The sequence below is a fragment of the uncultured Marivita sp. genome (genome assembly GCF_947488135.1).
GTDB lineage: Bacteria > Pseudomonadota > Alphaproteobacteria > Rhodobacterales > Rhodobacteraceae > Marivita.
In genome coordinates this window covers 268,417-291,610 of the sequence record NZ_CANKYW010000005.1, presented here as the reverse complement: position 1 = coordinate 291,610, position 23,194 = coordinate 268,417, and the positions used below count along the sequence as shown (strand labels likewise).

Below are 23,194 nucleotides of genomic sequence, written 5' to 3'. Positions count from 1 at the left end.
AACCCGTACGCTCGCCAATTGCCTTTTCGCTCCTTGAACGCCATGATTGAAAAAAATATAGCAACTTCAGGCCTTATGCGTGTCACCTGATGTCAACCAAACCCCCGAGCAGCTCGCCCGGGACCGGATCGATGAACGCCTGCGGGCGTCCGGTTGGCATGTCCAGGACAAGGACGCGCTCGATTTCAACGCCGGGCTCGGCGTGGCCGTCCGCGAGTACCAGACAGACATCGGACCCGCCGACTACGTCCTCTTCGCCGACAGGCACGCGGTCGGCGTGGTCGAAGCCAAGCCCGACAACTGGGGTGTCCGCCTGACCTCGGTCGAGGAGCAATCCGAGGGCTACGCCAACGCCAAGCTGAAATGGGTCAGCAACGCCGAACCGCTCCCATTCCTCTACGAGAGTACAGGTCAGGTCACCCGCTTCACAAATGCCCGCGATCCTAACCCTCGTTCGCGCGAGGTCTTCACCTTTCACCGCCCCGAAACCCTGAAATCCTGGGCACAAGCGCCAATGAGCCTGCGTGCAGGCATTGCGGCGCTACCAAGTCTCAACCCGGACGGCTTGCGCGACTGCCAGATCAAGGCGATCACGAACCTTGAGACCTCGCTCAAATCCGACAAGCCCCGCGCACTTGTCCAGATGGCGACCGGGTCGGGCAAGACCTTCACCGCGATCACGCAAGTCTACCGCCTGCTGAAACACGCTGGCGCGCGCCGCATCCTGTTCCTCGTCGACACCAAAAACCTTGGCGAGCAGGCCGAACAGGAGTTCATGGCCTTTATCCCGAACGACGACAACCGCAAGTTCACCGAACTCTACAACGTCCAGCGCCTCACATCGCCCTCAATCGCGAACGACAGCCAGGTCGTCATCTCGACGATCCAGCGCATGTACGCCACGCTCAAAGGCGAGGAACTGAACGAGGGTGCCGAAGACGAAAACCCGGCGGAGCAGAATTGGCGCCGCAAGGAACCTCTGCCGGTCGTCTACAACGCCAAGCTGCCGCCGGAATACTTCGACGTGGTCGTCATCGATGAATGCCACCGCTCGATCTACAATCTCTGGCGCCAGGTCATCGAGTATTTCGACGCCTACCTCATCGGCCTGACAGCCACACCCGACAATCGCACTTACGGGTTCTTCCAAAAGAACGTCGTCAGCGAATACACCCACGAGAAGGCTGTCGCCGACAAGGTCAACGTCGGCAACGAAATCTACCTGATCGAAACCGAGATCACCCAGGGTGGCGAAACCCTCAAAGCAGAGCAACTGGTCGAGAAACGCGAACGCGAGACCCGCGCGCGTCGATGGGAAACGCAGGACGACGAACAGGCCTACGCCGCCACCCAACTTGACCGCTCCGTCGTCAACCCGGACCAGATCCGCACAGTCATCCGCACATTCCACGACAAGTGGCCCGAGATCTTCCCCGGCCGCAAGGAACTGCCGAAAACCCTGATCTTCGCCAAGACCGACAGCCACGCCGACGACATCATCCAGACCGTCCGGCAGGAGTTCGGCGAGGGCAACGATTTCTGCCGCAAGATCACCAACGGGGCGAAGAACCCGAAATCCTCACTCTCGGCCTTCCGCAACGATTACTACCCGCGCATCGCCGTGACCGTGGACATGATCGCCACTGGCACGGACGTGAAACCGCTCGAATGCCTGATCTTCATGCGCGACGTGAAGTCGAAGAACTACTTCGAGCAGATGAAGGGCCGCGGCACCCGGGTCCTCAAACCCGACGACCTGAAGAAGGTCTCCCCCTCTGCCCAGGCCAAGACCCATTACGTCATCGTCGATGCCGTCGGCGTCACCAAATCGCTCAAGACCGCCAGCCAGCCACTCGACACCAAGCCCTCGATCCCCTTCAAGGACCTCGCCATGGGGCTGATGATGGGCGACCGGTCCGAGGAAACCGTCAGCTCGCTCGCCGCCCGCCTTTCACGGCTGGACAACAAGCTCGGGGCCGAGGATCAGGAGAAGATCGCGGCCGAGTCCGAGACATCCCTCACCGCCATCGTGCGCGACCTCTTCGATGCCATCGACCCCGACAAGGTCGAGGCGGATGCCAAGGCCGCCGGGAACCCCGAGCCCGATGACACGGCCATCCAGGCCGCGCGCGAGGAGCGGATCAGGCAGGCCGCCAACGTCTTCACCGGCCCGCTCATCAACCTGATGGACACGATCCGCCGCGACAACGAACAGACCATCGACCATGACAACCTCGACACGCTGCTGCGCGCTGAATGGGCGGGCGATGTGGCCGAGAACGCCAAGCAGATCGCACAGGAGTTCGAGGAATATCTGACCGAGAACCGGGACGAGATCGAGGCGCTATCGATCTACTTCAACACCCCCGCCCGCCGCGCCGAAATTACCTACACGATGATCAAGGATGTGCTTAAGAAACTGACCGAGGATCGCCCGCGCCTCGCTCCGCTCACCGTCTGGCGCGCCTATGCGCATCTCGATGACTACAAGGGCAGCAACCCCGCCAGTGACCTGACCGCACTGGTGGCGCTGATCCGCAGGGTGACCGGGCTCGACGACACGCTGACCCGCCATTCCGAGCGGGTGCGGCGCAACTTCCAGAACTGGGTGCTGAACCGCCACTCTGGCGCGGGGGAAAAGTTCACCGAGGAGCAGATGGAGTGGCTGCGCATGATCCGCGACCACCTTGCCACCTCCTTCACCATCGAGCGCGACGATCTGGAAATGGCCCCCTTCGACGCCAAGGGCGGCATGGGGCAGATGTATGCGCTCTTTGGGGATGGGATGGACGAGGTCATGACCGAGATGAATGAGGCGCTTTCGGCATGACGGATTTTCCGCGCGGATGGGCCAAGGCGCCCCTGACTTAATCGCGCATGACGGCATCTTCACCGATGGCGACTGGGTCGAAAGCAAGGATCAAGACCCGAATGGTTCGGTTCGCCTAATTCAGTTGGCAGACATTGCTGATAGTCATTTTGTCAATAAGTCATCGCGCTTTCTGACGCGCGAGAAGGCCGATGAACTGAACTGCACCTTTCTCAAGAAAGGTGATCTACTAGTTGCTCGGATGCCTGATCCATTGGGCCGGTGCTGTATCTTTCCGCTTGATGGTGAAGAACGCTTCGTAACCGTAGTTGATGTCTGCGCCATCAGGTTGGGCAGCGCCGCAATCGAGCCGCGCTACCTCATGCGGGCCATCAACTCACCGGAAGTTCGCGGCAAAATTTCTGCCCTGCAGTCAGGGTCGACGCGTAAGCGCATTTCGCGGGGCAACCTTGCGACAGTTCCAATTCCGATCCCGCCCCTCAACGAACAACGCCGGATCGTGGAGAAGATCGAGGCGATGTTCGACGAGATCGACAAGGGTGTCGAGAGCCTGCAAACGGCGCGCACCACCCTCGGCCTCTACCGCCAGTCCCTGCTGAAATCCGCCTTCGAAGGCCGCCTCACCGCCGACTGGCGCGCGCAGAACGCCGACAAGCTGGAAGCCCCCGAAACCCTCCTCGCCCGCATCCAAGCCGAACGCGACGCGCGCTACAAAGCCGCCCTCGACGCCTGGCAAGACGCGCTCGCCCAGTGGCGCGCCGACGGCGAGAAGGGCAAGAAACCCGCGAAGCCGAAGCGGCCCAGAGATTTCATTGGCTCGGCCAAGATTCCATCGGGGGTGACGGTTCCCGTTCCAGCGGAATGGCTCATTCCTGCGATGTCCGATCTCGGGCAAACGACCGGTGGCCTGACAAAGAACCAGAAACGCAATGCCTTTCCTCTCAAGGCCAAATACTTGCGCGTCGCCAACGTCTATTCAAATCGGCTCGAACTCGACGAGATCATGGAGATCGGCGTCACGGAAGAAGAGCTGTTGAAGACTAGCCTTGTCACCGGAGACCTGCTGTTTGTGGAGGGCAACGGGTCGATAGAGCAAATCGGGCGCGTCGCCATCTGGGATGGCAGCATCCCGAACATGACCCACCAAAACCATCTGATCCGTTTCAGTGCAGATGGTATCCTGTCATCGCGGTTCGCGCTTTATTTCATGATGTCGCCGGTTGGCCGAAAGCTGATCGAAGCACAGGCAAGCTCGACCTCTGGTCTCCACACCCTGAGTATCTCCAAGATCGAAGGGTTACCTGTCCCAGTCTGTTCCCCTCACGAACAAACCGAAATCGTTCGCATCCTCGACGAAAAACTCGAAGCCGCCGACGCGCTAGACGCCGAGATCGACGCCGCCCTCACCCGCGCCGACGCCCTGCGCCAATCCATCCTGAAAAAAGCCTTCGCCGGCCACCTCGTCCCCCAGAACCCCAACGACGAACCCGCCGCCAACCTGCTGGATCGGATCAAGGCCGACCGCGCCAAGGCGACGACGACCAAACGGCGGAGGGTTTCAGCATGACCAAATCCAATCCCTCAATTGGTCGGGGGGCTGTCGTTTCTGCCTGCGGCATCCTGGAAGGGGCGATAAAAACGAACGCTGATCTGGAAAGCCTTCTGCTGGAGTACGGCCTGTCGGAATATGTGTCGGCCGCCGGCTCAATCGCCAAGACGCTTCTGAATCTCAAGACCTTCGCGGTCCAGAACCCAACCTTTGTGGTCCACACAGACTACGGAAAAAAGACCCTCGCCGAACTCTTGATTGATCTGGCGATCCGCTTGGACGGAAGAAACGGCGAGGCACAACCGTGGAACAAGTTGGAACGCTATTTGAACCTGGATGGCTTCGCACTTCTCAAAGACGTGAAACAGGGCATGTTCAACGACGAAGTGACCATTACCGGTTTCACCACCGCTTTGCCGAACTTCGTGGCGCTTCCGGAAACTGGGAGTGAAGTCGATATCATGTTGGCTCGAAATGGCTTCGCAGTCGCGCAGCGCCATTTGGCCAGCGCCAAGGAAAACATCACTCAAGCAGACTGGGAAGCTGCAAATAGCCAGTGCCGCACGTTCCTTGAAGCGCTGACCGACGCTATCGCAGACAAGCTATACCCCGCAGAGGCGGCTAATCGAGCCAGTGGATTGCAGAAACGACAATTGCTAGCCGAGCAAGGGTTTCTATCGCGTGACAAGCATGAATTCGGGGATGGCAACAAACAGACCTTCCTGCCCGGTCTGGCAAAGCTTCTTCATCCGGACGGTGCGCATCCTCGAATCTCCACGCAACACGACGCCATGTTCCGTCTGCAATTGGTCGTGGTCACAGCTCGGTGGATGCTGAAGCGGCTGGAGAAAGAGTTGGGAAGATGAGCGACGTCGAATTGCTCCAGATGCAGCGAAGCATCGGCGGCCAACTGGGTCCGTTATCCCCGCTGAACCAAATCAAAGACATCCGCGCCAAGGCTCCTACGGCGAAACTACGGGAAAAAACCGATGCCCGATGAAGTCGTAAGTTTCCACGATGCGATTGAAGCAACCGAGGGTGGGAATAGGGCGCTCCTTATCGGCAATGGCTTTTCGATTGATTACTTCAGCTACCAGAACCTTCGTGAAGCGGCGGACCTTGCAGAAGGCAGCCCGATCAAGGCGCTGTTCGATGCCTTGGATACCGTGGACTTTGAGGCCGTTATTCGCGCCTTGGAAGACGCCATTGTTGTAGAGCAGGCGTATGGCAACCAAGATCATGCGGATGAGCTTGAGAGGGACGCACAGGCGGTTCGGGAAGCCCTCGTAAAGGCAGTCAACGCCACTCACCCCGCACACCGCGATGAACTTACATTCAAATACGAAAGCGCGGATGCTTTCATAGGCCACTTCGGGACAATCTTCACGCTGAACTATGACCTCCTACTGTATTGGGTGAACCTGCATAAGGAGCGTTTGAACGACGGCTTCGGGCTAGGAAAGGTTAGCCCAAGCGGTCGTTTCCGAGGACCTTTCAAGCAGGATGCATATTGCCACATCTTCAACCTGCACGGCGGACTGCATCTCTTCCAAAATCGTCAGGATGAAGTCTACAAGGCTCAGCACACTAAGGAAGGTGTGATTGCCACGATTTCCCGGACAATTGTTGAGGAAAAGCGCCTTCCTCTTTATGTCGCAGAAGGCAGCTCAGTAGCAAAGGCGAGGAAGATTTTCGCCAGCCCGTATTTGCGTCATTGCTTCGGAAAGTTGCGCGAGCAAACGGGACATATTTTTGTGTTCGGGCACAGTGCGGACAACAACGACGCGCACATCTACCATGCGATTTTCGGAAACGAGAATATCGATTGCGTATGGTTCGGCATCTATAGGCCCGATCCAGCCAAGATCCGCGAAGCCGACGCCAAATTGTCTCGTTTCAGCAAATTGGAAGGCAGCAAAGTCTCCTACAAATTTTTCGACGCCGAAACCGCCCGTGTTTGGGACGGCCCACCGGAGGAATAAGACCTTGGACGCAGACGATCACCCCGTAGAAGTTGTTTTGAAGGAAGCCCGCCGCTTCATGGTTCCGCTCTATCAGCGGAAGTATCAGTGGGGCGACAACCGGCTAGAGCCGTTCTGGGACGACGTGTCCGCCAAGGCCGCCGAGGTGTTGGACGGTGAGAGCAAGTTCGAACACTATATGGGCGCGTTGATCCTGTCTCCGGTCGAGGAAGGTTCTCAGATCGCCCGCACGCCTCGTGTGCAGGTGGTTGATGGCCAGCAACGCCTGACCACCTTTCAAATCTTCCTGGCCGCACTGCGCGAAGTGGCGCGGGACCACGACCTTGAAGACCTCATGGGGCACATCAACGGCTATCTGTTCAATGAGCCGAAGAACAAAGACAAGGACCCTCTGACACGGTTCAAACTGACACCGACACCGTCGGACCGGGACATCTTTCACGACATAATCGAGATGTCCTACGAGGACGTAACGCATAAGCACCGCAGCCTGTTCTATGGTCAGCGCGTGCCCAAGAACACCAGCTTTCCGGCTTTCCGTGCTTACCACCTGTTCTGCACCTGGATTGAGGAGTTTGCCTTCCATGGCCCGGAGGAAGACAGCGAACTCGATCTGGAAGGCGAGAGCAAGACCGGCGGTGAGTACGAAGTCGAGCTTGAGGTGTTGGAAGAACGCCTTGAAGCCCTGCTCAGTGCCGTCCTTGATCGGCTGAAGCTGGTGGTTATCACGCTCGGTGAGAACGACGATGCACAGGTGATCTTTGAGACGCTGAACTCGAAGGGTGAGCCCCTTCTCGCCATGGACCTCGTGCGGAACAACATCTTCCACCGAGCGGAGAAACAGGACGCCCCCGTAGAGGACTTGTATGCCAAGCTGTGGGACCCCCTGGACGACATGTGGTGGCGCGAGCCTGCGCCCAATGCGCGCCCACGTCGCCCGCGCTTGGACCACTTTCTCGCTCATGTGCTGACCGCCGAAACGGGCAAGAAAATCTCGGTGCGCGAACTCTATGCCGAATACCGGGCCTTCGCGGTTCCGAAGGGCAAACCTCGATTTGACGATGTTGAGCATGAACTGAAACTGCTGGAACGGTATGCGCCCCTGTATGAAACGTTGGAAGGCAGGGCCGAGGAAGACCCAGCGCTCTACTGGCTTGGGCGAAAGCTGGCGGAATGGCAGGTGACAACCGTGTTCCCCGTTGCCTTGCAGATAGGTGGATCGGATTTGCCTGCGCCAGAGAAGATGCACCTTGCCCAGTTGATCTATTCTTTCTTGGCGCGGCGGGCCATGTGCGAGCTGACAACGAAGAACTTGAACAAGGTTTTCCAGTCCATTGCAGAGGTATTCCTGCGCCAAGGACCCTCGGTGGAAGCGTTTCGAGGTTACTTTAACCAGAGGTCTGGCGACAGCACCCGATTCCCGCGCAATGACGAATTCCAGCGCGGTATCCTGGATGGAAACGCCTACAGCATCGCCCCTCGAACTCGCTTGGTTGACATACTGTGGGAATTGGAAATTGCGAGCAGATCCCATATGGCAGAAAGCGCCACGAAGCCCACCGGCCTTTGGGTCGAGCACGTTCTGCCTCAGACTTGGACCGATGAATGGCCTTTCCCGGACGGGCAGACCCACGAAATCTATTCTGATGAACCGGATGCATTGGCGCGCCGGACCCTCGTTCATTCCCTCGGAAACTTGACCTTGCTTACAGGCGGTCTGAACATCTCCTCTGGAAATTCTGGCTTTACCGTAAAGAAGGAAAAGTTCGAAGAACACACCGGGCTGTTTCTGAACAAGTGGTTTGCCAAAAAAGACCAATGGACGGAGGCGGAAATCCGGGAGCGTGGAGAACGTCTTGCTGCCATGGCGGCTCAAACCTGGATAGACTTGGAGTAATCACCCATGAATACGGCCCCAATTGTCTCCAAGGTCTGGAGCTTCTGCACCACGCTGCGCGACGACGGCGTTGGGTATGGCGACTACCTGGAGCAGCTCACCTATCTTATCTTCCTTAAGATGGCGGGCGAATACGCCAAGCCCCCCTATAGCCGCGATGTAGGGATCCCCGCGGGGTATGACTGGACCAGTCTGACCTCGCGGCGGGGAGCGGAACTGGAAGCGCACTACGTTATGCTGTTGCGCAAGCTGGGCGAGCAGAAAGGCATGCTCGGCCAGATCTTCACCAAGGCGCAAAACAAGATCACCGATCCGGCGAAGCTGTTCCGTTTGATCGACATGGTGGACGGCACGAAGTGGGTGACGCTCGGGGCAGATGTCAAAGGAGACATCTACGAAGGGCTGCTGGAGCGGAACGCCGAGGATACGAAGTCGGGCGCCGGCCAGTATTTCACGCCGCGTGCCCTGATCCGCGCAATGGTCGAATGCGTCCGCCCCGAGCCTGGCAAGACCATCGCCGACCCGGCCTGCGGGACCGGCGGATTCTTCCTCGCCGCGCATGATTTCCTGACGGACCCGGACAACTATGGGCTCGACAAGGATCAGAAGGCGCTCCTGAAGCATTCGACCTTCTTCGGCAACGAGATTGTCGCCGGGACCCGGCGCCTCTGCCTGATGAACATGTTCCTGCACGGGATCGGCGAAATGACCGGGGATACGCTGGTGTCGCCGGCCGACGCGCTGATCTCGCCGCCGTCGGAGACCTTCGACTACGTTCTGGCGAACCCGCCTTTCGGCAAAAAGAGCTCGATGAGCTTCACCAATGCGGAAGGCGAGCAGGAGACGGACGACCTGACCTACAATCGCCAGGATTTCTGGGCTACCACATCTAACAAGCAGCTGAACTTCGTCCAGCACATCCGGACGATGCTGAAGACAACGGGGCGGGCCGCCGTGGTTGTTCCCGACAATGTCCTGTTCGAGGGCGGCGCGGGAGAGACCATCCGGCGGAAACTGCTCCAGACGACGGATCTCCATACCATTCTTCGCCTGCCTACAGGCATCTTCTATGCACAGGGCGTGAAGGCGAACGTGATCTTCTTCGACAACCGTGCCGCCAGCCCTGATCCGCAGACCTCCAGGGTTTGGTACTACGATTACCGGACCAACGTGCATCATACCTTGAAGCAGAAGCCCCTGACGTACGTGCACCTCGAAGATTTCGTCTCGTGCTACAAACCCGAAAATCGATATGAACGCAGCCCGACCTGGAGCGAAGAAAGCCCGGATGGGCGCTGGCGCGCCTTTGACCGGGAAGAACTACTGGCACGTGACAAGGCAAGCCTCGATCTTTTCTGGCTTCGTGATGCGTCAATGACCGATCTCGAAAATCTCCCAGAGCCCGACGTTTTGGCAGAAGAGATTATGGAAAACCTTCGAGCAGCCCTCGCGAGCTTTGAAGCCGTGAGCGTAGAATAGGATTCGTATTCGTTCCGGTGGTCGCGGAAATCGTCGCGCCGGAACGCCCCGGTTTGGGGACTTGCTTCCGCCGGAACCCTGCCGTTCTAACCAATAACACTACTCCGCTTTCGCAGCTGTTGCGCGTACCCAAATAACGGTCTTCTTGATCGGTCCCGTGATCCATCGCGAGGCCAATCATGACCGTTACGCCCTTCAAAACCGAGACGTCTTCCCGCGGCGCACGCATGTTGCGCACGGCCCTTGGCCCAAGCATCGCCGCCTGGCTCGAGGATGCCGGCGTCGTCGAGGTGATGCTGAACCCCGACGGGCGGCTTTGGGTTGACCGTCTGGCCGATGGGCTGAACGACACAGGCGCAGTGCTGTCTCCCGCCGATGGCGAGCGCATCATCCGTCTTGTCGCGCATCACGTCGGGGCGGAGGTCCATCCCGCGGCCCCGCGTGTTTCTGCTGAACTGCCAGACACGGGCGAGCGCTTCGAAGGTTTGCTGCCGCCAGTGGTTTCCGCGCCCACCTTCGCCATTCGCAAGCCCGCCGTCGCGGTGTTTACCCTCAAGGACTATGTCGCAAAGGGCATTCTCTCCTCAGATGCGGCTGCGCAGTTGCGCGAAGGGGTCACCAGCCGGGCCAATATTCTTGTCGCGGGTGGGACCTCAACCGGCAAGACGACCCTCACCAATGCGCTGTTGGCGGAAATCGCCAAGACCTCGGACCGCGTGGTCCTGATCGAAGATACGCGCGAGCTGCAATGCCTGACCCCCAACCTCGTGGCTCTCCGCACCAAGGACGGGGTCGCGACCCTGTCCGATCTCGTGCGCGCATCTTTGCGGCTCCGCCCAGACCGCATCCCCATTGGCGAGGTGCGCGGCCCCGAAGCGCTCGACCTGCTCAAGGCCTGGGGCACCGGCCATCCGGGCGGGATCGGCACGGTCCACGCCGGGTCCGCCATCGGCGCGCTGCGGCGGCTCGAACAGCTGATCCAAGAAGCGGTGGTGACAGTTCCGCGCGCGCTGATCGCAGAAACCATCGACCTGATCGCCGTTCTGTCCGGACGGGGCGCCGAACGTCGCCTCTCTGAATTGGCGCGTGTCACCGGCCTGACCGCCTCGGGCGATTATGCCCTCACCCCCCTTTTCCCAACAACACAAGGAAGCCATCCATGACCCTTCTGCCATCATTTCGCACAGCCCTTGGCGCAACCGCGCTCGGCCTCGTCGTCTTCGCCCTGCCTGTGCCGGCGCTCGCCGCCGGGTCCGGCATGCCATGGGAAGCCCCCTTGCAAACCATCCTCGAGTCGATCGAAGGCCCGGTCGCCAAGATCGTTGCTGTGATCATCATCATCGTGACCGGGCTGACGTTGGCCTTCGGCGACAGTTCGGGCGGGTTCCGGCGGCTGGTGCAGATCGTCTTCGGGCTGTCCATCGCCTTCGCGGCCTCGAGCTTCTTTCTCTCCTTCTTCTCCTTCGGCGGCGGAGCGCTGATCTGATGGAGAACCCCAACGACATCCCCGGCTATTTCGCGCCGGTGCACCGCGCCCTGATCGATCCGATCCTGCTGGCCGGTGCCCCGCGCACCATCGCCATTGCCAATGGCACCCTGGCGGCCGCCATCGGGCTCGGCTTGCGGCTCTGGCTCGTTGGCCTCGCATTCTGGCTAGTGGGCCACCTTCTCGCGGTCTGGGCCGCGAAGCGGGACGCACAGATCGCCGAGGTGGCGCGCAGACATCTGCGCTACCCCTCCTGGTTCGGAGTCTGAGCCGATGATGCGTCTGGCCGAATACCGCTCCAAATCCGCCCTACTGGCCGATTTCCTGCCTTGGGCGGCGCTGATCGCGCCCGGTGTCATCCTGAATAAGGATGGCAGCCTGCAACGCACGGCGCGGTTTCGGGGGCCGGATCTGGATTCCGCCACGCCCGCCGAACTGGTCGCCGCATCGGCCCGGCTGAACAGCGCGCTCCGGCGGCTTGGCTCCGGCTGGGCTGTCTTCGTGGAAGCGCAGCGTATACCGGCGCAGGACTACCCCACCTCCGAGTTTCCCGATCCTGTCTCCGCCCTCGTCGATGCCGAACGGTGCGCGCAGTTCGAAGAAGCGGGCGCGCATTTCGAGAGCGCGTATCTCCTGACGCTGGTCTGGATGCCGCCTACGGATGATGCGAGCCGCGCCGAAGGCTGGCTGCTGGAGAACGCCCCCGATCGCGGCACCAAACCTCAGGATCTGGTTTCCGCTTTTGTCAGCCGCGCCGACCGGCTGACCGATCTGCTGGACGGGTTCATGCCGGAGATCGCCTGGCTTTCCGATGCCGAGACCCTGACCTACCTGCATTCGACCGTGTCGACCCGGCGCCAACGCGTCCGCGTGCCCGAGGTCCCGATGCATCTCGACGCGGTGCTGGCCGATGACCCGTTGGTGGGAGGACTGACACCCCGGCTCGGCGCCGCGCATCTCAAGACCCTGACCATCATCGGCCTGCCGAGCGCCACTTGGCCCGGGCTGCTTGATGAGCTGAACGCGCAGGGTTTCGAGTATCGCTGGTGCACGCGGGCAATCTGCCTCGACAAGACGGATGCCGCCCGGGTGTTCACCCGTATCCGCCGCCAGTGGTTCGCCAAGCGTAAATCGGTGGCCGCGATCCTCAAGGAGGTGATGACCAACGAAGCCTCGACCCTGCTCGACAGTGACGCGGCCAACAAGGCGGCGGATGCCGACGAGGCACTGCAGGAACTCGGCGCCGATGTGGCGGGCGCGGCCTATGTGACCGCGACGATCACCGTTTGGGACGAGGATCCCGCAACCGCCGAGGCCAAGCTGAAGGTCGCCGAGAAAATAGTGCAGGGGCGGGATTTCACCTGCATCCCGGAAACGCTGAACGCGCTCGAGGCCTGGCTCGGCTCCCTGCCCGGCCATCTCTACGCCAATGTCCGTCAACCACCCATCTCGACGCTGAACCTTGCCCATATGATCCCGATCTCGGCGGTCTGGGCGGGGCCGGACCGCAACGACCATCTGGACGGCCCGCCGCTGTTTCACGCCGAAACCGACGGCACGACCCCGTTTCGCTTCTCCACCCATGTGGGCGATGTCGGCCATACCTTGATCGTCGGCCCGACCGGAGCGGGCAAATCAGTCCTGCTCGCGTTGATGGCGATGCAGTTCCGCCGCTACCCGGGCGCGCAGGTCTTCGCCTTCGATTTTGGCGGCTCGATCCGCTGCGCCACGCTCGCCATGGGCGGGGACTGGGAAAACCTCGGCGATGCACTGGCCGACGAGGAACCCGCCGTGCAGCTGCAGCCGCTCGCGCGCGTAGATGAGGTGCCGGAACGCGCCTGGGCGCAGGACTGGCTCGCGGGAATCCTTGGACGGGAAGGCGCGACGATCGACCCAGGCGCGCGGGACCATCTCTGGTCGGCTTTGAGCTCGCTCGCCTCGGCCCCGCGCGAGGAACGCACACTGACCGGCCTCTCGGTCCTGCTGCAGTCGACCGAACTCAAACGCGCGCTCAAGCCCTTCTGCCTCGGCGGGCCTTTCGGACGGCTTCTCGATGCTGAGGCCGAAGACCTGGGCAGCGCGGACGTGCTGGCGTTTGAAACGGAGGGTCTGATCGGCTCGGCAGCTGCCCCCGCAGTACTCGCCTATCTCTTTCACCGCATCGAGGCGCGGCTCGATGGGCGGCCCATTATGATCCTGATCGATGAAGGCTGGCTTGCGCTCGATGACGCCAATTTCGGCGGGCAGCTCCGCGAATGGCTGAAGACGCTGAGAAAGAAGAACGCTTCGGTGATCTTCGCCACCCAGTCGCTGGCCGATATCGACGGGTCCCTCATCGCACCCGCCATCGTCGAGAGCTGCCCCACGCGTATCTTCCTGCCCAACGAGCGCGCCTTCGAGCCCCAGATCGCACGGATCTACCGGAACTTCGGGCTGAACGACCGCCAGATCGACATCGTCGCCCGCGCGACGCCGAAGCACGACTACTACTGCCAGTCGCGGCGGGGCAACCGGCTCTTCTCGCTAAGTCTCGGCGAGGTGGCGCTGGCCTTCACCGCCGCCTCATCCAAGGCCGACCAGACCGCAATCAGCGATCTGCTCGCCACCCACGGCCGGGATGGCTTTGCCGCCGCCTGGCTGCGCCATCGCGGTCTTGATTGGGCCATCGACCTGCTCGGGCCCGACATCGCACCAGCCGATCCGACACCCCCTCACCCTGACCAAAAGGAGACAGAACATGACCCGCAATCCTGAGCGCGCTGCCCGGCCCCGCAAACTCGCCGCCGCATTGATGGCCAGCGCCCTCGTCCTGACACCGGTTCTATCGGCACCGGCCCAAGCCTTCTTCTTCGGGGGCGGCGGGCGGATCGTCTACGACCCGCGCAACCACGCCGAAAACATCCTCTCGGCTGCCCGCGCGCTGGAGCAGATCAACAACCAGATCGCCCAGATTCAGAACCAGGCGCAGATGCTGATGAACGACGCGCTGAACCTCGCGAACCTGCCGCATTCGTCGCTGGCGGAGCTGCAGGACGCCATCGGCGAAACCCAGCGACTCCTGGCCGATGCCCAGAGCCTCGCCTTCGACGTCGCCACCATCGAACAGGCCTTTGCGCAGGATTACGGCGCTGCAGCAGCCCAGGGTGATTTCGATGAGATGATCGCCGGCGCGCGCGAACGGTGGGAGACCTCGGTCGCGGGCTTCGAGGACAGCTTGCGCGTGCAGGCCGGGGTCGTGGGCAATATCGACGGAGCCCGCAGCCAGATGGACGCGCTCATCCGCGAAAGCCAAGGAGCCGTTGGGGCCCTGCAGGTCGCGCAGGCTGGCAACCAACTGCTCGCATTGCAGTCCACACAGATCGCCGATCTGACCGCCGCCATCGCCGCGCAGAACCGGGCCGAAGCGCTGGAAGCCGCCCGCATCGCCTCGGCCGAGGCGCAGGGCCGCGAGAACCTCGCTCGGTTCCTCGATTATGGCGGCGGTTACTCCCCCGGCTCCGTGCGCTTCTTCGGGGAGTAAGCGCATGGCCCTCGACACCCCGCGAACTCTGCGCCTTGTCGCCTTCGGTATCGGCGGCCTTGCCGCCCTCGCCGCCGCGGTCGAACTGACACGCACCGTCTTGCCCACCGACACCGGGCATGTGATCAGGGATGACGCCTTGCGCGGTACTCTCGGGCGTTGCCGTGACCTGACGCCCGAAGACTACGCCACCGACACCGAATGCCGCGCCGCCTGGGAGGCGGCCCGGCAGCGCTTCTTCGATCTGGCGCCAGAGCCGGCCGGGACGGAGTGAGGCGATGGGCGGCGTCAGTGTTATCGACCGGTTTCTCGAGGTTTTCGCCTCCTACATCGATTCCGGTTTCGGACTTCTCGGGGGCGACGTCGCCTTTCTCGCCACCACGCTGATCGTGATCGACATCACCCTGGCCGCGCTCTTCTGGGCCTGGGGCGCGGATGACGACATCATCGCGCGGCTGGTGAAGAAGACCCTCTTCGTCGGGGTCTTTGCCTACATCATCGGCAACTGGAACACGCTGGCCCGGATCGTCTTCGACAGTTTCGCAGGTCTTGGCCTGGTGGCCACCGGCGGCACCCTTTCCGCCGCCGAACTCCTCCAGCCCGGGCGCATCGCCCAGGTTGGGCTCGAGGCGGGTCAGCCGATCCTTGCCTCCATCGCCGAGCTGACCGGCTTCGTCGCCGTCTTCGAGAACCTGATCCAGATCCTCATCCTGTTCTTCGCCTGGCTCGTGGTCCTGCTGTCCTTCTTCATCCTCGCGATCCAGCTCTTCGTCACCCTGATCGAATTCAAGCTGGCCACGCTGGCGGGCTTCATCCTCGTGCCCTTCGGGCTCTTCAACAAAACCGCCTTCATGGCCGAACGCGTGCTGGGCCTCGTCATCTCCTCCGGCGTCAAGGTTCTGGTGCTGGCCGTCATCGTCGGCATCGGCTCCACGATCTTCAGCGAATTCACCGCCGGGTTTGCGGGTGAACCCACGATCAACGACGCGATGTCCGTGGTCCTCGGCGCGCTGGCGCTTCTCGCCCTCGGCATCTTCGGCCCTGGCATCGCCAATGGCATTGTCTCCGGCGGGCCGCAGCTTGGCGCAGGGGCCGCTGTCGGCACCGGTATTGCCGTGGGCGGGGCCGCGGTCGCCGGTGTGGCCGGGACCCGGATGGCCCTTGGCACCGGAGGTGCCGCCCTGCGTGGTGCCAGCGCGGTCGGCAGCGGAACCGCGACGGCCTATCAACTTGGCGCAGCCTCGCGCAGCACGGCACTGGGCAAGTCCGTCGGTGGCGTGGCCGCAGTCGGCAAGACCGGTGCCGTAACTGCGTTCAGCCCACTCCGGCGCGCGATCTCGGACGGCGCGCAATCCGGAGCCCGCGCGGCCTATGCCGCCACAGGGGGACGGATGGCGGGTGGCGCCCTACCTGCCTCGGCCAATGATAGCCCACCCGACTGGGCGCGCCGGATGAAGCGCAAGCAATCCCTCCAGCACGGCCTTTCCACCGCGGCCCATGTCGTTCGCTCCGGCGATCATGGCGGCGGCGGCACGGTCGTCAGCCTCTCCGAAAGGTCCTCCTGATGTTCAGACGCCCCAGTGTCCGCTACGGCACCACGCCCGAACCCGTCACCCCCTACCAGAAAGCCGCGCAAGTCTGGGACGAGCGGATCGGCTCCGCCCGCGTCCAAGCCCGCAACTGGTGCCTCATGGCGCTCGGTTGCCTCGCCTTGTCGGCCGGGCTCAGCGCGGCACTCGCCTGGCAGTCGACGCGCAGCAGCGTGGTGCCCTATGTGGTCGAGGTCGACAATCTCGGCGCGGCACAGGCCGTCGCCCCGGCGCTGGCCGAGTATCGCCCGACCGATCCGCAGATCGCCTGGCACCTCGCCCGCTTCGTTGAGCATGTCCGGCAGGTGCCGGCCGATCCGATCGTGCTGCGCCAGAACTGGCTTCGTGCCTACGATTTCGCTACGGATCGAGGGGCCATCGCGCTGAATGACCATGCCCGCGTGAACGATCCCTTCGCCCTGGTCGGCGACACGCAGGTTTCCGTCGAAGTCTCGAGCGTCATCCGCGCCTCGGATACGAGCTTCCGCGTCGCCTGGATCGAGCGGCGCTACGAGAACGGCCAGCTCGCCACAACTGAACGCTGGACCGCCATCCTGACTGTCGTGATCCAGCCGCCGCGCGATGCGGAGCGCCTGCGGGCCAATCCGCTCGGCGTCTATGTCCATGCCATCAACTGGTCGAGGGAGAATGCCCAATGAACCGATTGCCCCCCATCTCTGCCCTTCTTCTCGCGGCCACCGCGCTCACCGCCTGCACGGGCCAACGCCCGCCCGAGATCGCCTATGACGACCAGGTCCCGACCCTTGCGCCACCGCCAGCACCACCCCCGGCCGAAGGGCCACCTCGCCCGGTCCACACGCCGCCAAGCTGGACGCCCTCCCGCGGCGGCGATCCCGATGCGGACACGCCGGAAGCGCGCATCATCGCCGCCAATGCCGCCGCCCGGGTCGAGCCCCGACAGCAGGGCTACTACAATGCCATGCAGGTTTTTCCGTGGAGCGAGGGCGCGCTCTACCAAGTCTATGCCGCACCCGGGCAGATCACGAATATCGCGCTCGAACCCGGCGAACGCCTGACCGGACCCGGCCCAATCGCGGCGGGTGACACCGCGCGCTGGATCATCGGTGACACCACCAGCGGCGCAGGCCGCAGCGAACGCGTCCATATTCTCGTCAAACCCACCCGCCCCGACATCTCCACCAATCTTGTCGTCAACACCGACCGGCGCACCTACCACATCGAGTTGCACGCAGACGAGGAGACCTGGATGCCCAGCGTCGCATGGGCCTATCCAGAGGTGCGATCCACGCCCCGCGCCCCGACCATCCGCCGCCCGGCGATCCCGCACGAGGCCGAACGGCGCTACCGTTACGGCTTGCAGGGCGATGCCCCACCCTGGCGGCCAGTCTCCGTCTTCGACGATGGACGGCGTGTCTATGTCGTCTTCCCCCCCGGCATCGCCCAGGGCGAAATGCCCCCGCTCTTCGTGATCGGCGCGGATGGACGCGGCCAGATCGTCAACACCCGCGTGCATGGCAACGTGCTGATCGTGGACCGCCTGTTCGGGGCCGCAGAGCTGCGTCTCGGCGAAAGACGACAGCAGGTCGTGCGGATCGTGCGTACGGATGGCGATCAACGCCCGCCGCGCGCGCCCCAGCCGGAGGCGGAGCGATGACACAAACCCCTGACATGCCAGAGCCGACACGGACCGAGGAAGACATCGCCCAGGAGCTCCGCCTCAGGCCTGATCCGCCCCGTGTCATGCGCCTGTCTCGCCGAGCCTTTGCCCTTGCCACTGCAATCGGCGGACTTGGCATTGGCGCGATCCTGATCGTGGCCCTGCAGAACAACCGGCAGGAGGGCACCCAGACCGAGCTCTTTTCCACCGAACGCATTCAGGCGGCTGAAGGGCTGTCCACATTGCCTCGGGACTACGCCGATGTCCCGCGTCTCGGCCCGCCCTTGCCCGGTGAACTGGGCCGCGCAATTCTCGGCGCTCAGGATCGGGGTCAGCCGGTCCCGGCACCGCCCCTTTCCGGTCCATTGGCCCCGACAGTCGATCCGGAGGAACAACGCCGCCTTCAGGAACTCGACGCCGCCCGGCTGAGCGCCCTTTTCACCGAGGCGCAAACCGTGCCGCGCGGCGCAGCACATGCCACACCGACTTCTCCCGCGACCGGCGCGCTCTTTCCCGCCACATTGGGCAGCCCGACGGCAAACGATCCGGTCTCAAACCGGGAAGCGTTCCTTGCACGTGCGGGAAACACGGACACCGTCAGCGCGCAGCGCATGGTGCCGCCGCCCAGCGCCTACATCCTGCAGGCCGGAACGGTGATCCCGGCCGCCCTGATCACCGGACTGCGCTCCGACCTACCCGGCCAGATCTCGGCCCAGGTGACGTCGAATGTCTATGACAGCCCCTCAGGGCGATACCTGCTGATCCCGCAAGGCGCTCGGCTTCTGGGAGAATACGACAGCCGCATCGCATCCGGCCAAAGCCGCCTGCTCCTCGTCTGGACCCGCCTCATCCTGTCCGATGGTCGCTCCATTGTGTTGGAACGCGCACCCGGCACTGACGGTACAGGCGCGTCCGGCCTGCAGGACCGGGTCAATTATCATTGGGGTCGCGTCTTTTTCGCCGCAGGCCTCGCCACGATCCTGAACCTGGGCCTGGAAAGCGGGGCCGAAAGCGAGGATGACGTCGCCCAAGCCATCCGCGAAGCCGCACAAGACACGATCGGGCGGACCGGGGACGAGATCGTGCGACAGCAGGTCGCCGTTCCCCCGACACTGACCATCCGCCCGGGCTTCCCCGTCCGCGTCATGGTCACCCGCGACCTGATCCTCGAGCCCTTGGGAGAAATCCGATGACGAAACTGAAGCTTGGCCCGATCCATGATGACAAGCCGGTCAAGCTGACCGTAGAGCTTCCCGCCGATGTGCACCGTGACCTTATCGCCTACGGCGAAATCCTCGGCCGAGAGACGGGCCAGCAGCCGATCGAACCCGGAAAACTGATTGTCCCCATGCTAGAGCGGTTCATCGCGACGGATCGGGGGTTCGCCAAGGCGAGGCGAAGCCGCACAAAAGAAAGCCCGGAGGCCGCCAAATAAAGCCCCCTTTAATTGCCCACCTCCTTATTAAAGTAATTTTCATCTTGCTTTAATAAGAAGGGTCAGCAAGAATAAGCGATGACCGACACCGCACCCAACCCGCGTCTGGGACGATACATCGAAACACCTGCCGCGGGCGAGACCGTGCGTGCCTTCGTGCCGCCGCCCTTGCCGCCCGATCCTCCAATCGATGTGCTGGGCCTGATTGACCGCCTCAGCCTCGCGGAACGAGCGCTTGGCCGCCTCGATGGGATCACCATGCTCCTACCGCGACAGGAGTTGTTCCTTTACATGTATGTGCGCAAGGAAGCGGTGCTTTCCTCGCAGATCGAAGGCACGCAGTCGACCCTATCCGATCTCCTGCGCTTCGAGACCGAGGCGCAGGACGGCGAGCCGATCGACGACATCCGCGAGGTGTCGAACTATGTCGGTGCAATGATGCATGGCCTCGAGCGGCTCGACACCCTGCCCCTGTCGCTGCGCCTCATCCGCGAGATGCATGGCCGCCTTCTGCAAAGCGGTCGCGGCGAGACCAAGGCCCCGGGTGAGTTCCGTCGCACCCAGAACTGGATCGGGGGCAGCCGTCCCGGAACCGCCCTCTTCGTGCCACCCCCAGTGAGTGAGTTGGAAACCTGTCTCGACGCGCTGGAGCGCTTCTTTCACGACGAGACCTCGCGCCTGCCCGCGCTCATCCGGGCCGGTCTGATCCATGTTCAGTTCGAGACGCTCCACCCCTTCCTCGATGGCAATGGCCGCATCGGGCGATTGCTCGTAACGCTCTACCTCTGCGTCCATGGCGTTCTGCGAAGCCCACTGCTCTATCTCAGCCTCTACCTCAAGACCCATCGCACCGAGTACTACCGGCTCCTGCAGGATGTCCGCGAGAAAGGCGACTGGGAGGCCTGGCTGGACTTCTTTCTCACCGGTGTTACCGAAACAGCAAACCAGGCCTTCGACGCGGCCACCCGGATCGTGGACTTGTTCAAAGCGGATCGGGAGCGCATCACTTCGGACAGCGCCCGAGCCGGTTCAGCCTTGCGTGTCCACGACTGGTTCGAACAAGCACCCTTCCTGACTTCGGGGCAGCTGGTGGAACGGACCGGACTGACCGCACCGACCGTGAACGCGGCTCTGGCCGATCTGGAGCGTCTCGGCATCATCGAGGAGTTTACGGGTCGAAAGCGGGGAAGGGTCTTTCGCTACCACCGCTACCTGGAAATCCTTAATGAGGGTACGGATCCCGTTGGGACAAGCTGAAATGACGATGCCATATCGAAAATCTCACCTTTGCCGCGTGTACGACGAATGCCGGTGGTGCAGACGTTACTGCCGTTACGCCGTCATACAGAAAGATCCGTTTCATCGGCTTTACGGCCCTTCCAGACCGATTGCACACGGATCGCACATCAGCACCCCCTACCCGCCTGAAGTTGCGACGGAGTCGAGCCGATCCTCCACTGAACATTCTGTCAGGGAGCAGAAAGCCGCGGATAATGCGTCCTTTTCCACCCATACGCTCAATTTGTATCTTTGGCCCACGCAGCCGCCGAATCGTCGAAGGCGTTGCTGTGAAGCGTAGTGCCCAGCCAAAGAGTCGCATGTTTAATCCAACAGAACGGTTGGCCAAGCGGCAACTTCGCCGGACATCTCAATAAGTGCCTACTTGGCTGAACGATCGCCGACAAGATCACCTTGGTGCGCAAACAATCGGCATTCTCAAGAACGGGCTTCTCTATTGCGACTCGCCTGCCTGCAACACGCCCGTGCCTGCTGTCGCAACAGCCGGGCAGTTCCCCGCCACGATCATGCCAAGCACTTCGTCCTGTGTGACGTCCTCGACCCGCGCGCCACCGACAATACGGCCGTTCTTCATCACGACAATCCGGTCGGACAACTCGAACACGTCGTGCAGGTCGTGGCTGATCAGAAAGATGCCCAACCCCTTTTGCTTCAATTCCTGGATCAACTCCCCCACCATTTCAGTTTCCTGCGGTCCCAAAGCGGCGGTCGGCTCGTCCATGATCAGAATTCGCGCCTGAAACTGGACGGCGCGTGCAATGGCGATGGTCTGCCGCTGTCCGCCCGAGAGATCTCGACAGGGCACCGTTAGAGCGGTGAAATTGGGATTGAGTTGCGAAATCACGCGTTTGGCCAGATCGTGCATCTGCGGCCCGTCCATCACGCGGAAAGGCCCCAGCCGCCAGCCAATCTCTCTGCCCAGAAACAGGTTCGAGACGGCATCGAGGTTGTCGGCCAGCGCCAGACTCTGATGGATGGTCTCGATCCCGCAAGCTTGAGCGTCGGCAGGCTTTCTAAAGTCGACCGGCCGATCGTCAACCTCGATGACGCCGGTATCGCGCTCGTAGGCACCGGCGAGTATCTTCATCAGCGTCGATTTACCGGCGCCGTTGTGGCCCAGCACCCCGACGACTTCGCCGGGCCACAGGTCGAGATTTACGTCTTCGAGCGCGTGCACTCCGCCAAAGGCCTTCGACACGCCGGTTATTCGGACCAACGGTTGATTGCGGGCGGGATCGGAGAGCGGCCGAATGCCATTCATGTTGTCGGCTCCCTAGGTTTTCCGAGACAGGCGATGATCGGTCCAGACCGCGGCGATCAGAACCAGACCAATCGCGACCATGCGTTGCGAGCTGGATGCGCCCACAAGGACCATCCCGCTATCGAGGCTTTGGATCACCAGGGCGCCGACAACGGCACCAGCCACCGTGCCGCGCCCGCCGGCCAGCGACACGCCGCCGATCACCGCCGCGGCAATGGCCGAAAGCTCCAGCAATTCGCCGGTCGACGACGTGCCCGCGTTCAGCCGCGCGGTTGTGACAACCGCGGCAATCCCACAGAGCACACCCATAGTGACAAACACCCAGAGAACTGTACTCTTGGTGGGAATCCCGGTCAGACGGGCAGCCTCCAGATTGCCGCCAATGGCGTAGACATAGCGCCCGAACGTGGTGAACCGGGCAATGAATTCCATGCAAAGAACGACAGCGAGCAAGATAAGTGCGGGCGCGGGTATGCCCCTGCCGATGTCGCTGCGCGGCCGGTCGTAGGAATTCATTGCCCAGACGAAGGCCATTCCCACCACGCAAAAAAGCGCAAACCTTACAAAACGCGCCGCGGGCAACGTGGCAAAGCCAAGCCGTGCCTGCCGTCGGTTCAGCACCACCTCGCCCAGCCCATAAAGTGACATCAGCACCACGAAGAGAATCCAGCTGTTGGCCTCGCCAATCGCTCCGTCGATCCCGCCTCCCAAAAGCTGGTAGGTCGGTTGAAATGGCGCCAACGTCTTGCCCTGGGCGACCTCGAACGCGGCGCCGCGAAAGATCAGCAAGCCACCAAGTGTAACGACGAAGGACGGCACGCCGCCGTAAGCGATCCACGCACCATGCCACGCTCCGATCAGCCCACCAGCAATAATTCCGACCATGATGGTCAGCGGCCAGTTCCAGGCGGCATCCATGGGAAAAATCTGTATCTGGAACAAGGCAATGAGCATGCCCACGAAACCCAGTATCGATCCGACGGAGAGGTCGATGTTTCGCGTCGCGATCACCAGCGTCATGCCGGCGGCAAGTATTGCCACGACACTGGTTTGCACGACCAGATTATAGAGATTGCGCGGTGTCAGGAACAATCCGCCGGACAGGAAATGAAACACCAGCGCAATCGCCGCCAGCAGTCCTATAAGGGAAAACGCGCGCGGGTCAAACCCGGCCCAGGCCAGTCCGGACTGGCCTGATCGCGATGCAGTTACGTCGCTCATCGGTTCT

The 23,194-nt window shown here is 62.2% G+C and carries 21 protein-coding genes; 19 read left to right on the top strand and 2 right to left on the bottom strand.

Annotated features, from left to right (window positions below):
• Window positions 1-79: 79 nt before the first annotated feature.
• The 19 genes from Q1B16_RS15645 to Q1B16_RS15555 all read left to right on the top strand — a co-directional run bounded on the left by Q1B16_RS15645 (window position 80) and on the right by Q1B16_RS15555 (window position 20,663).
• Window positions 80-2,830, top strand: coding sequence for a DEAD/DEAH box helicase family protein (locus Q1B16_RS15645; RefSeq protein WP_299790742.1), 2,751 nt, complete (start codon window positions 80-82; stop codon window positions 2,828-2,830).
• The gene (locus tag Q1B16_RS15640) at window positions 2,811-4,397 is read left to right on the top strand and encodes a restriction endonuclease subunit S (RefSeq protein ID WP_299790739.1); all 1,587 of its coding nucleotides are present in this window, start codon (window positions 2,811-2,813) and stop codon (window positions 4,395-4,397) included. The genes Q1B16_RS15645 and Q1B16_RS15640 overlap by 20 nt, the downstream gene beginning before the upstream one ends.
• Window positions 4,394-5,245, top strand: a complete 852-nt coding sequence (locus Q1B16_RS15635; protein ID WP_299790736.1) for a hypothetical protein — start codon at window positions 4,394-4,396, stop codon at window positions 5,243-5,245. The genes Q1B16_RS15640 and Q1B16_RS15635 overlap by 4 nt, the downstream gene beginning before the upstream one ends.
• On the top strand, window positions 5,242-5,379 hold the full coding sequence (locus tag Q1B16_RS15630; RefSeq protein WP_299790733.1) for a hypothetical protein: 138 nt from the start codon (window positions 5,242-5,244) through the stop codon (window positions 5,377-5,379). Before Q1B16_RS15635 ends, Q1B16_RS15630 begins: the two co-directional genes overlap by 4 nt.
• The gene (locus Q1B16_RS15625) at window positions 5,369-6,361 is read left to right on the top strand and encodes a DUF4917 family protein (RefSeq protein ID WP_299790730.1); all 993 of its coding nucleotides are present in this window, start codon (window positions 5,369-5,371) and stop codon (window positions 6,359-6,361) included. Before Q1B16_RS15630 ends, Q1B16_RS15625 begins: the two co-directional genes overlap by 11 nt.
• A gap of 4 nt (window positions 6,362-6,365) precedes the next feature.
• Complete coding sequence (locus Q1B16_RS15620; protein WP_299790727.1) at window positions 6,366-8,258, top strand: DUF262 domain-containing protein; 1,893 nt, start codon at window positions 6,366-6,368, stop codon at window positions 8,256-8,258.
• A gap of 6 nt (window positions 8,259-8,264) precedes the next feature.
• Window positions 8,265-9,737 carry a class I SAM-dependent DNA methyltransferase gene (locus Q1B16_RS15615; protein WP_299790724.1) on the top strand — a complete coding sequence of 491 codons (1,473 nt, stop codon included), beginning with the start codon at window positions 8,265-8,267 and terminating at the stop codon, window positions 9,735-9,737.
• A gap of 179 nt (window positions 9,738-9,916) precedes the next feature.
• Entirely contained in the window at window positions 9,917-10,900 is a 984-nt protein-coding gene (trbB, locus tag Q1B16_RS15610; RefSeq protein WP_299790721.1) for a P-type conjugative transfer ATPase TrbB, read from the top strand.
• Window positions 10,897-11,223: a TrbC/VirB2 family protein gene (locus Q1B16_RS15605; RefSeq protein WP_299790718.1), complete on the top strand. Its 327-nt coding sequence runs from the start codon at window positions 10,897-10,899 to the stop codon at window positions 11,221-11,223. Before trbB ends, Q1B16_RS15605 begins: the two co-directional genes overlap by 4 nt.
• Window positions 11,223-11,492 (top strand): VirB3 family type IV secretion system protein, encoded by a 270-nt coding sequence (locus Q1B16_RS15600; protein WP_299656976.1) that lies wholly within the window; start codon window positions 11,223-11,225, stop codon window positions 11,490-11,492. Before Q1B16_RS15605 ends, Q1B16_RS15600 begins: the two co-directional genes overlap by 1 nt.
• 4 nt (window positions 11,493-11,496) lie before the next feature.
• Window positions 11,497-13,977 (top strand): conjugal transfer protein TrbE, encoded by a 2,481-nt coding sequence (gene trbE, locus Q1B16_RS15595; RefSeq protein WP_299790714.1) that lies wholly within the window; start codon window positions 11,497-11,499, stop codon window positions 13,975-13,977.
• On the top strand, window positions 13,961-14,743 hold the full coding sequence (gene trbJ / locus Q1B16_RS15590; protein WP_299790711.1) for a P-type conjugative transfer protein TrbJ: 783 nt from the start codon (window positions 13,961-13,963) through the stop codon (window positions 14,741-14,743). The genes trbE and trbJ overlap by 17 nt, the downstream gene beginning before the upstream one ends.
• Window positions 14,744-14,747: 4 nt before the next feature.
• A complete protein-coding gene (trbK-alt, locus tag Q1B16_RS15585) occupies window positions 14,748-15,017 on the top strand; it encodes a putative entry exclusion protein TrbK-alt (protein ID WP_299790707.1) in 270 nt (89 codons plus the stop codon).
• Between the two features lie 4 nt (window positions 15,018-15,021).
• Entirely contained in the window at window positions 15,022-16,308 is a 1,287-nt protein-coding gene (trbL, locus tag Q1B16_RS15580) for a P-type conjugative transfer protein TrbL (protein ID WP_299790704.1), read from the top strand.
• Entirely contained in the window at window positions 16,308-16,991 is a 684-nt protein-coding gene (trbF, locus tag Q1B16_RS15575) for a conjugal transfer protein TrbF (RefSeq protein WP_299790701.1), read from the top strand. Before trbL ends, trbF begins: the two co-directional genes overlap by 1 nt.
• Window positions 16,988-17,968 (top strand): P-type conjugative transfer protein TrbG, encoded by a 981-nt coding sequence (gene trbG / locus Q1B16_RS15570; protein ID WP_299790698.1) that lies wholly within the window; start codon window positions 16,988-16,990, stop codon window positions 17,966-17,968. The genes trbF and trbG overlap by 4 nt, the downstream gene beginning before the upstream one ends.
• Window positions 17,965-19,164, top strand: a complete 1,200-nt coding sequence (locus Q1B16_RS15565) for a TrbI/VirB10 family protein (protein WP_299790695.1) — start codon at window positions 17,965-17,967, stop codon at window positions 19,162-19,164. The genes trbG and Q1B16_RS15565 overlap by 4 nt, the downstream gene beginning before the upstream one ends.
• On the top strand, window positions 19,161-19,406 hold the full coding sequence (locus Q1B16_RS15560; protein ID WP_299790692.1) for a DUF2274 domain-containing protein: 246 nt from the start codon (window positions 19,161-19,163) through the stop codon (window positions 19,404-19,406). Before Q1B16_RS15565 ends, Q1B16_RS15560 begins: the two co-directional genes overlap by 4 nt.
• Before the next feature lie 78 nt (window positions 19,407-19,484).
• Window positions 19,485-20,663, top strand: coding sequence for a Fic family protein (locus Q1B16_RS15555; RefSeq protein WP_299790689.1), 1,179 nt, complete (start codon window positions 19,485-19,487; stop codon window positions 20,661-20,663).
• 475 nt (window positions 20,664-21,138) lie between these two features.
• Here the strand turns inward: Q1B16_RS15555 and Q1B16_RS15550 are convergent, their stop codons facing one another.
• Both Q1B16_RS15550 and Q1B16_RS15545 read right to left on the bottom strand, forming a co-directional pair.
• The gene (locus Q1B16_RS15550; protein WP_299790686.1) at window positions 21,139-21,966 is read right to left on the bottom strand and encodes an ATP-binding cassette domain-containing protein; all 828 of its coding nucleotides are present in this window, start codon (window positions 21,964-21,966) and stop codon (window positions 21,139-21,141) included.
• Between the two features lie 12 nt (window positions 21,967-21,978).
• Window positions 21,979-23,187, bottom strand: coding sequence for a sugar ABC transporter permease (locus Q1B16_RS15545; protein ID WP_299790683.1), 1,209 nt, complete (start codon window positions 23,185-23,187; stop codon window positions 21,979-21,981).
• Window positions 23,188-23,194: the final 7 nt, after the last annotated feature.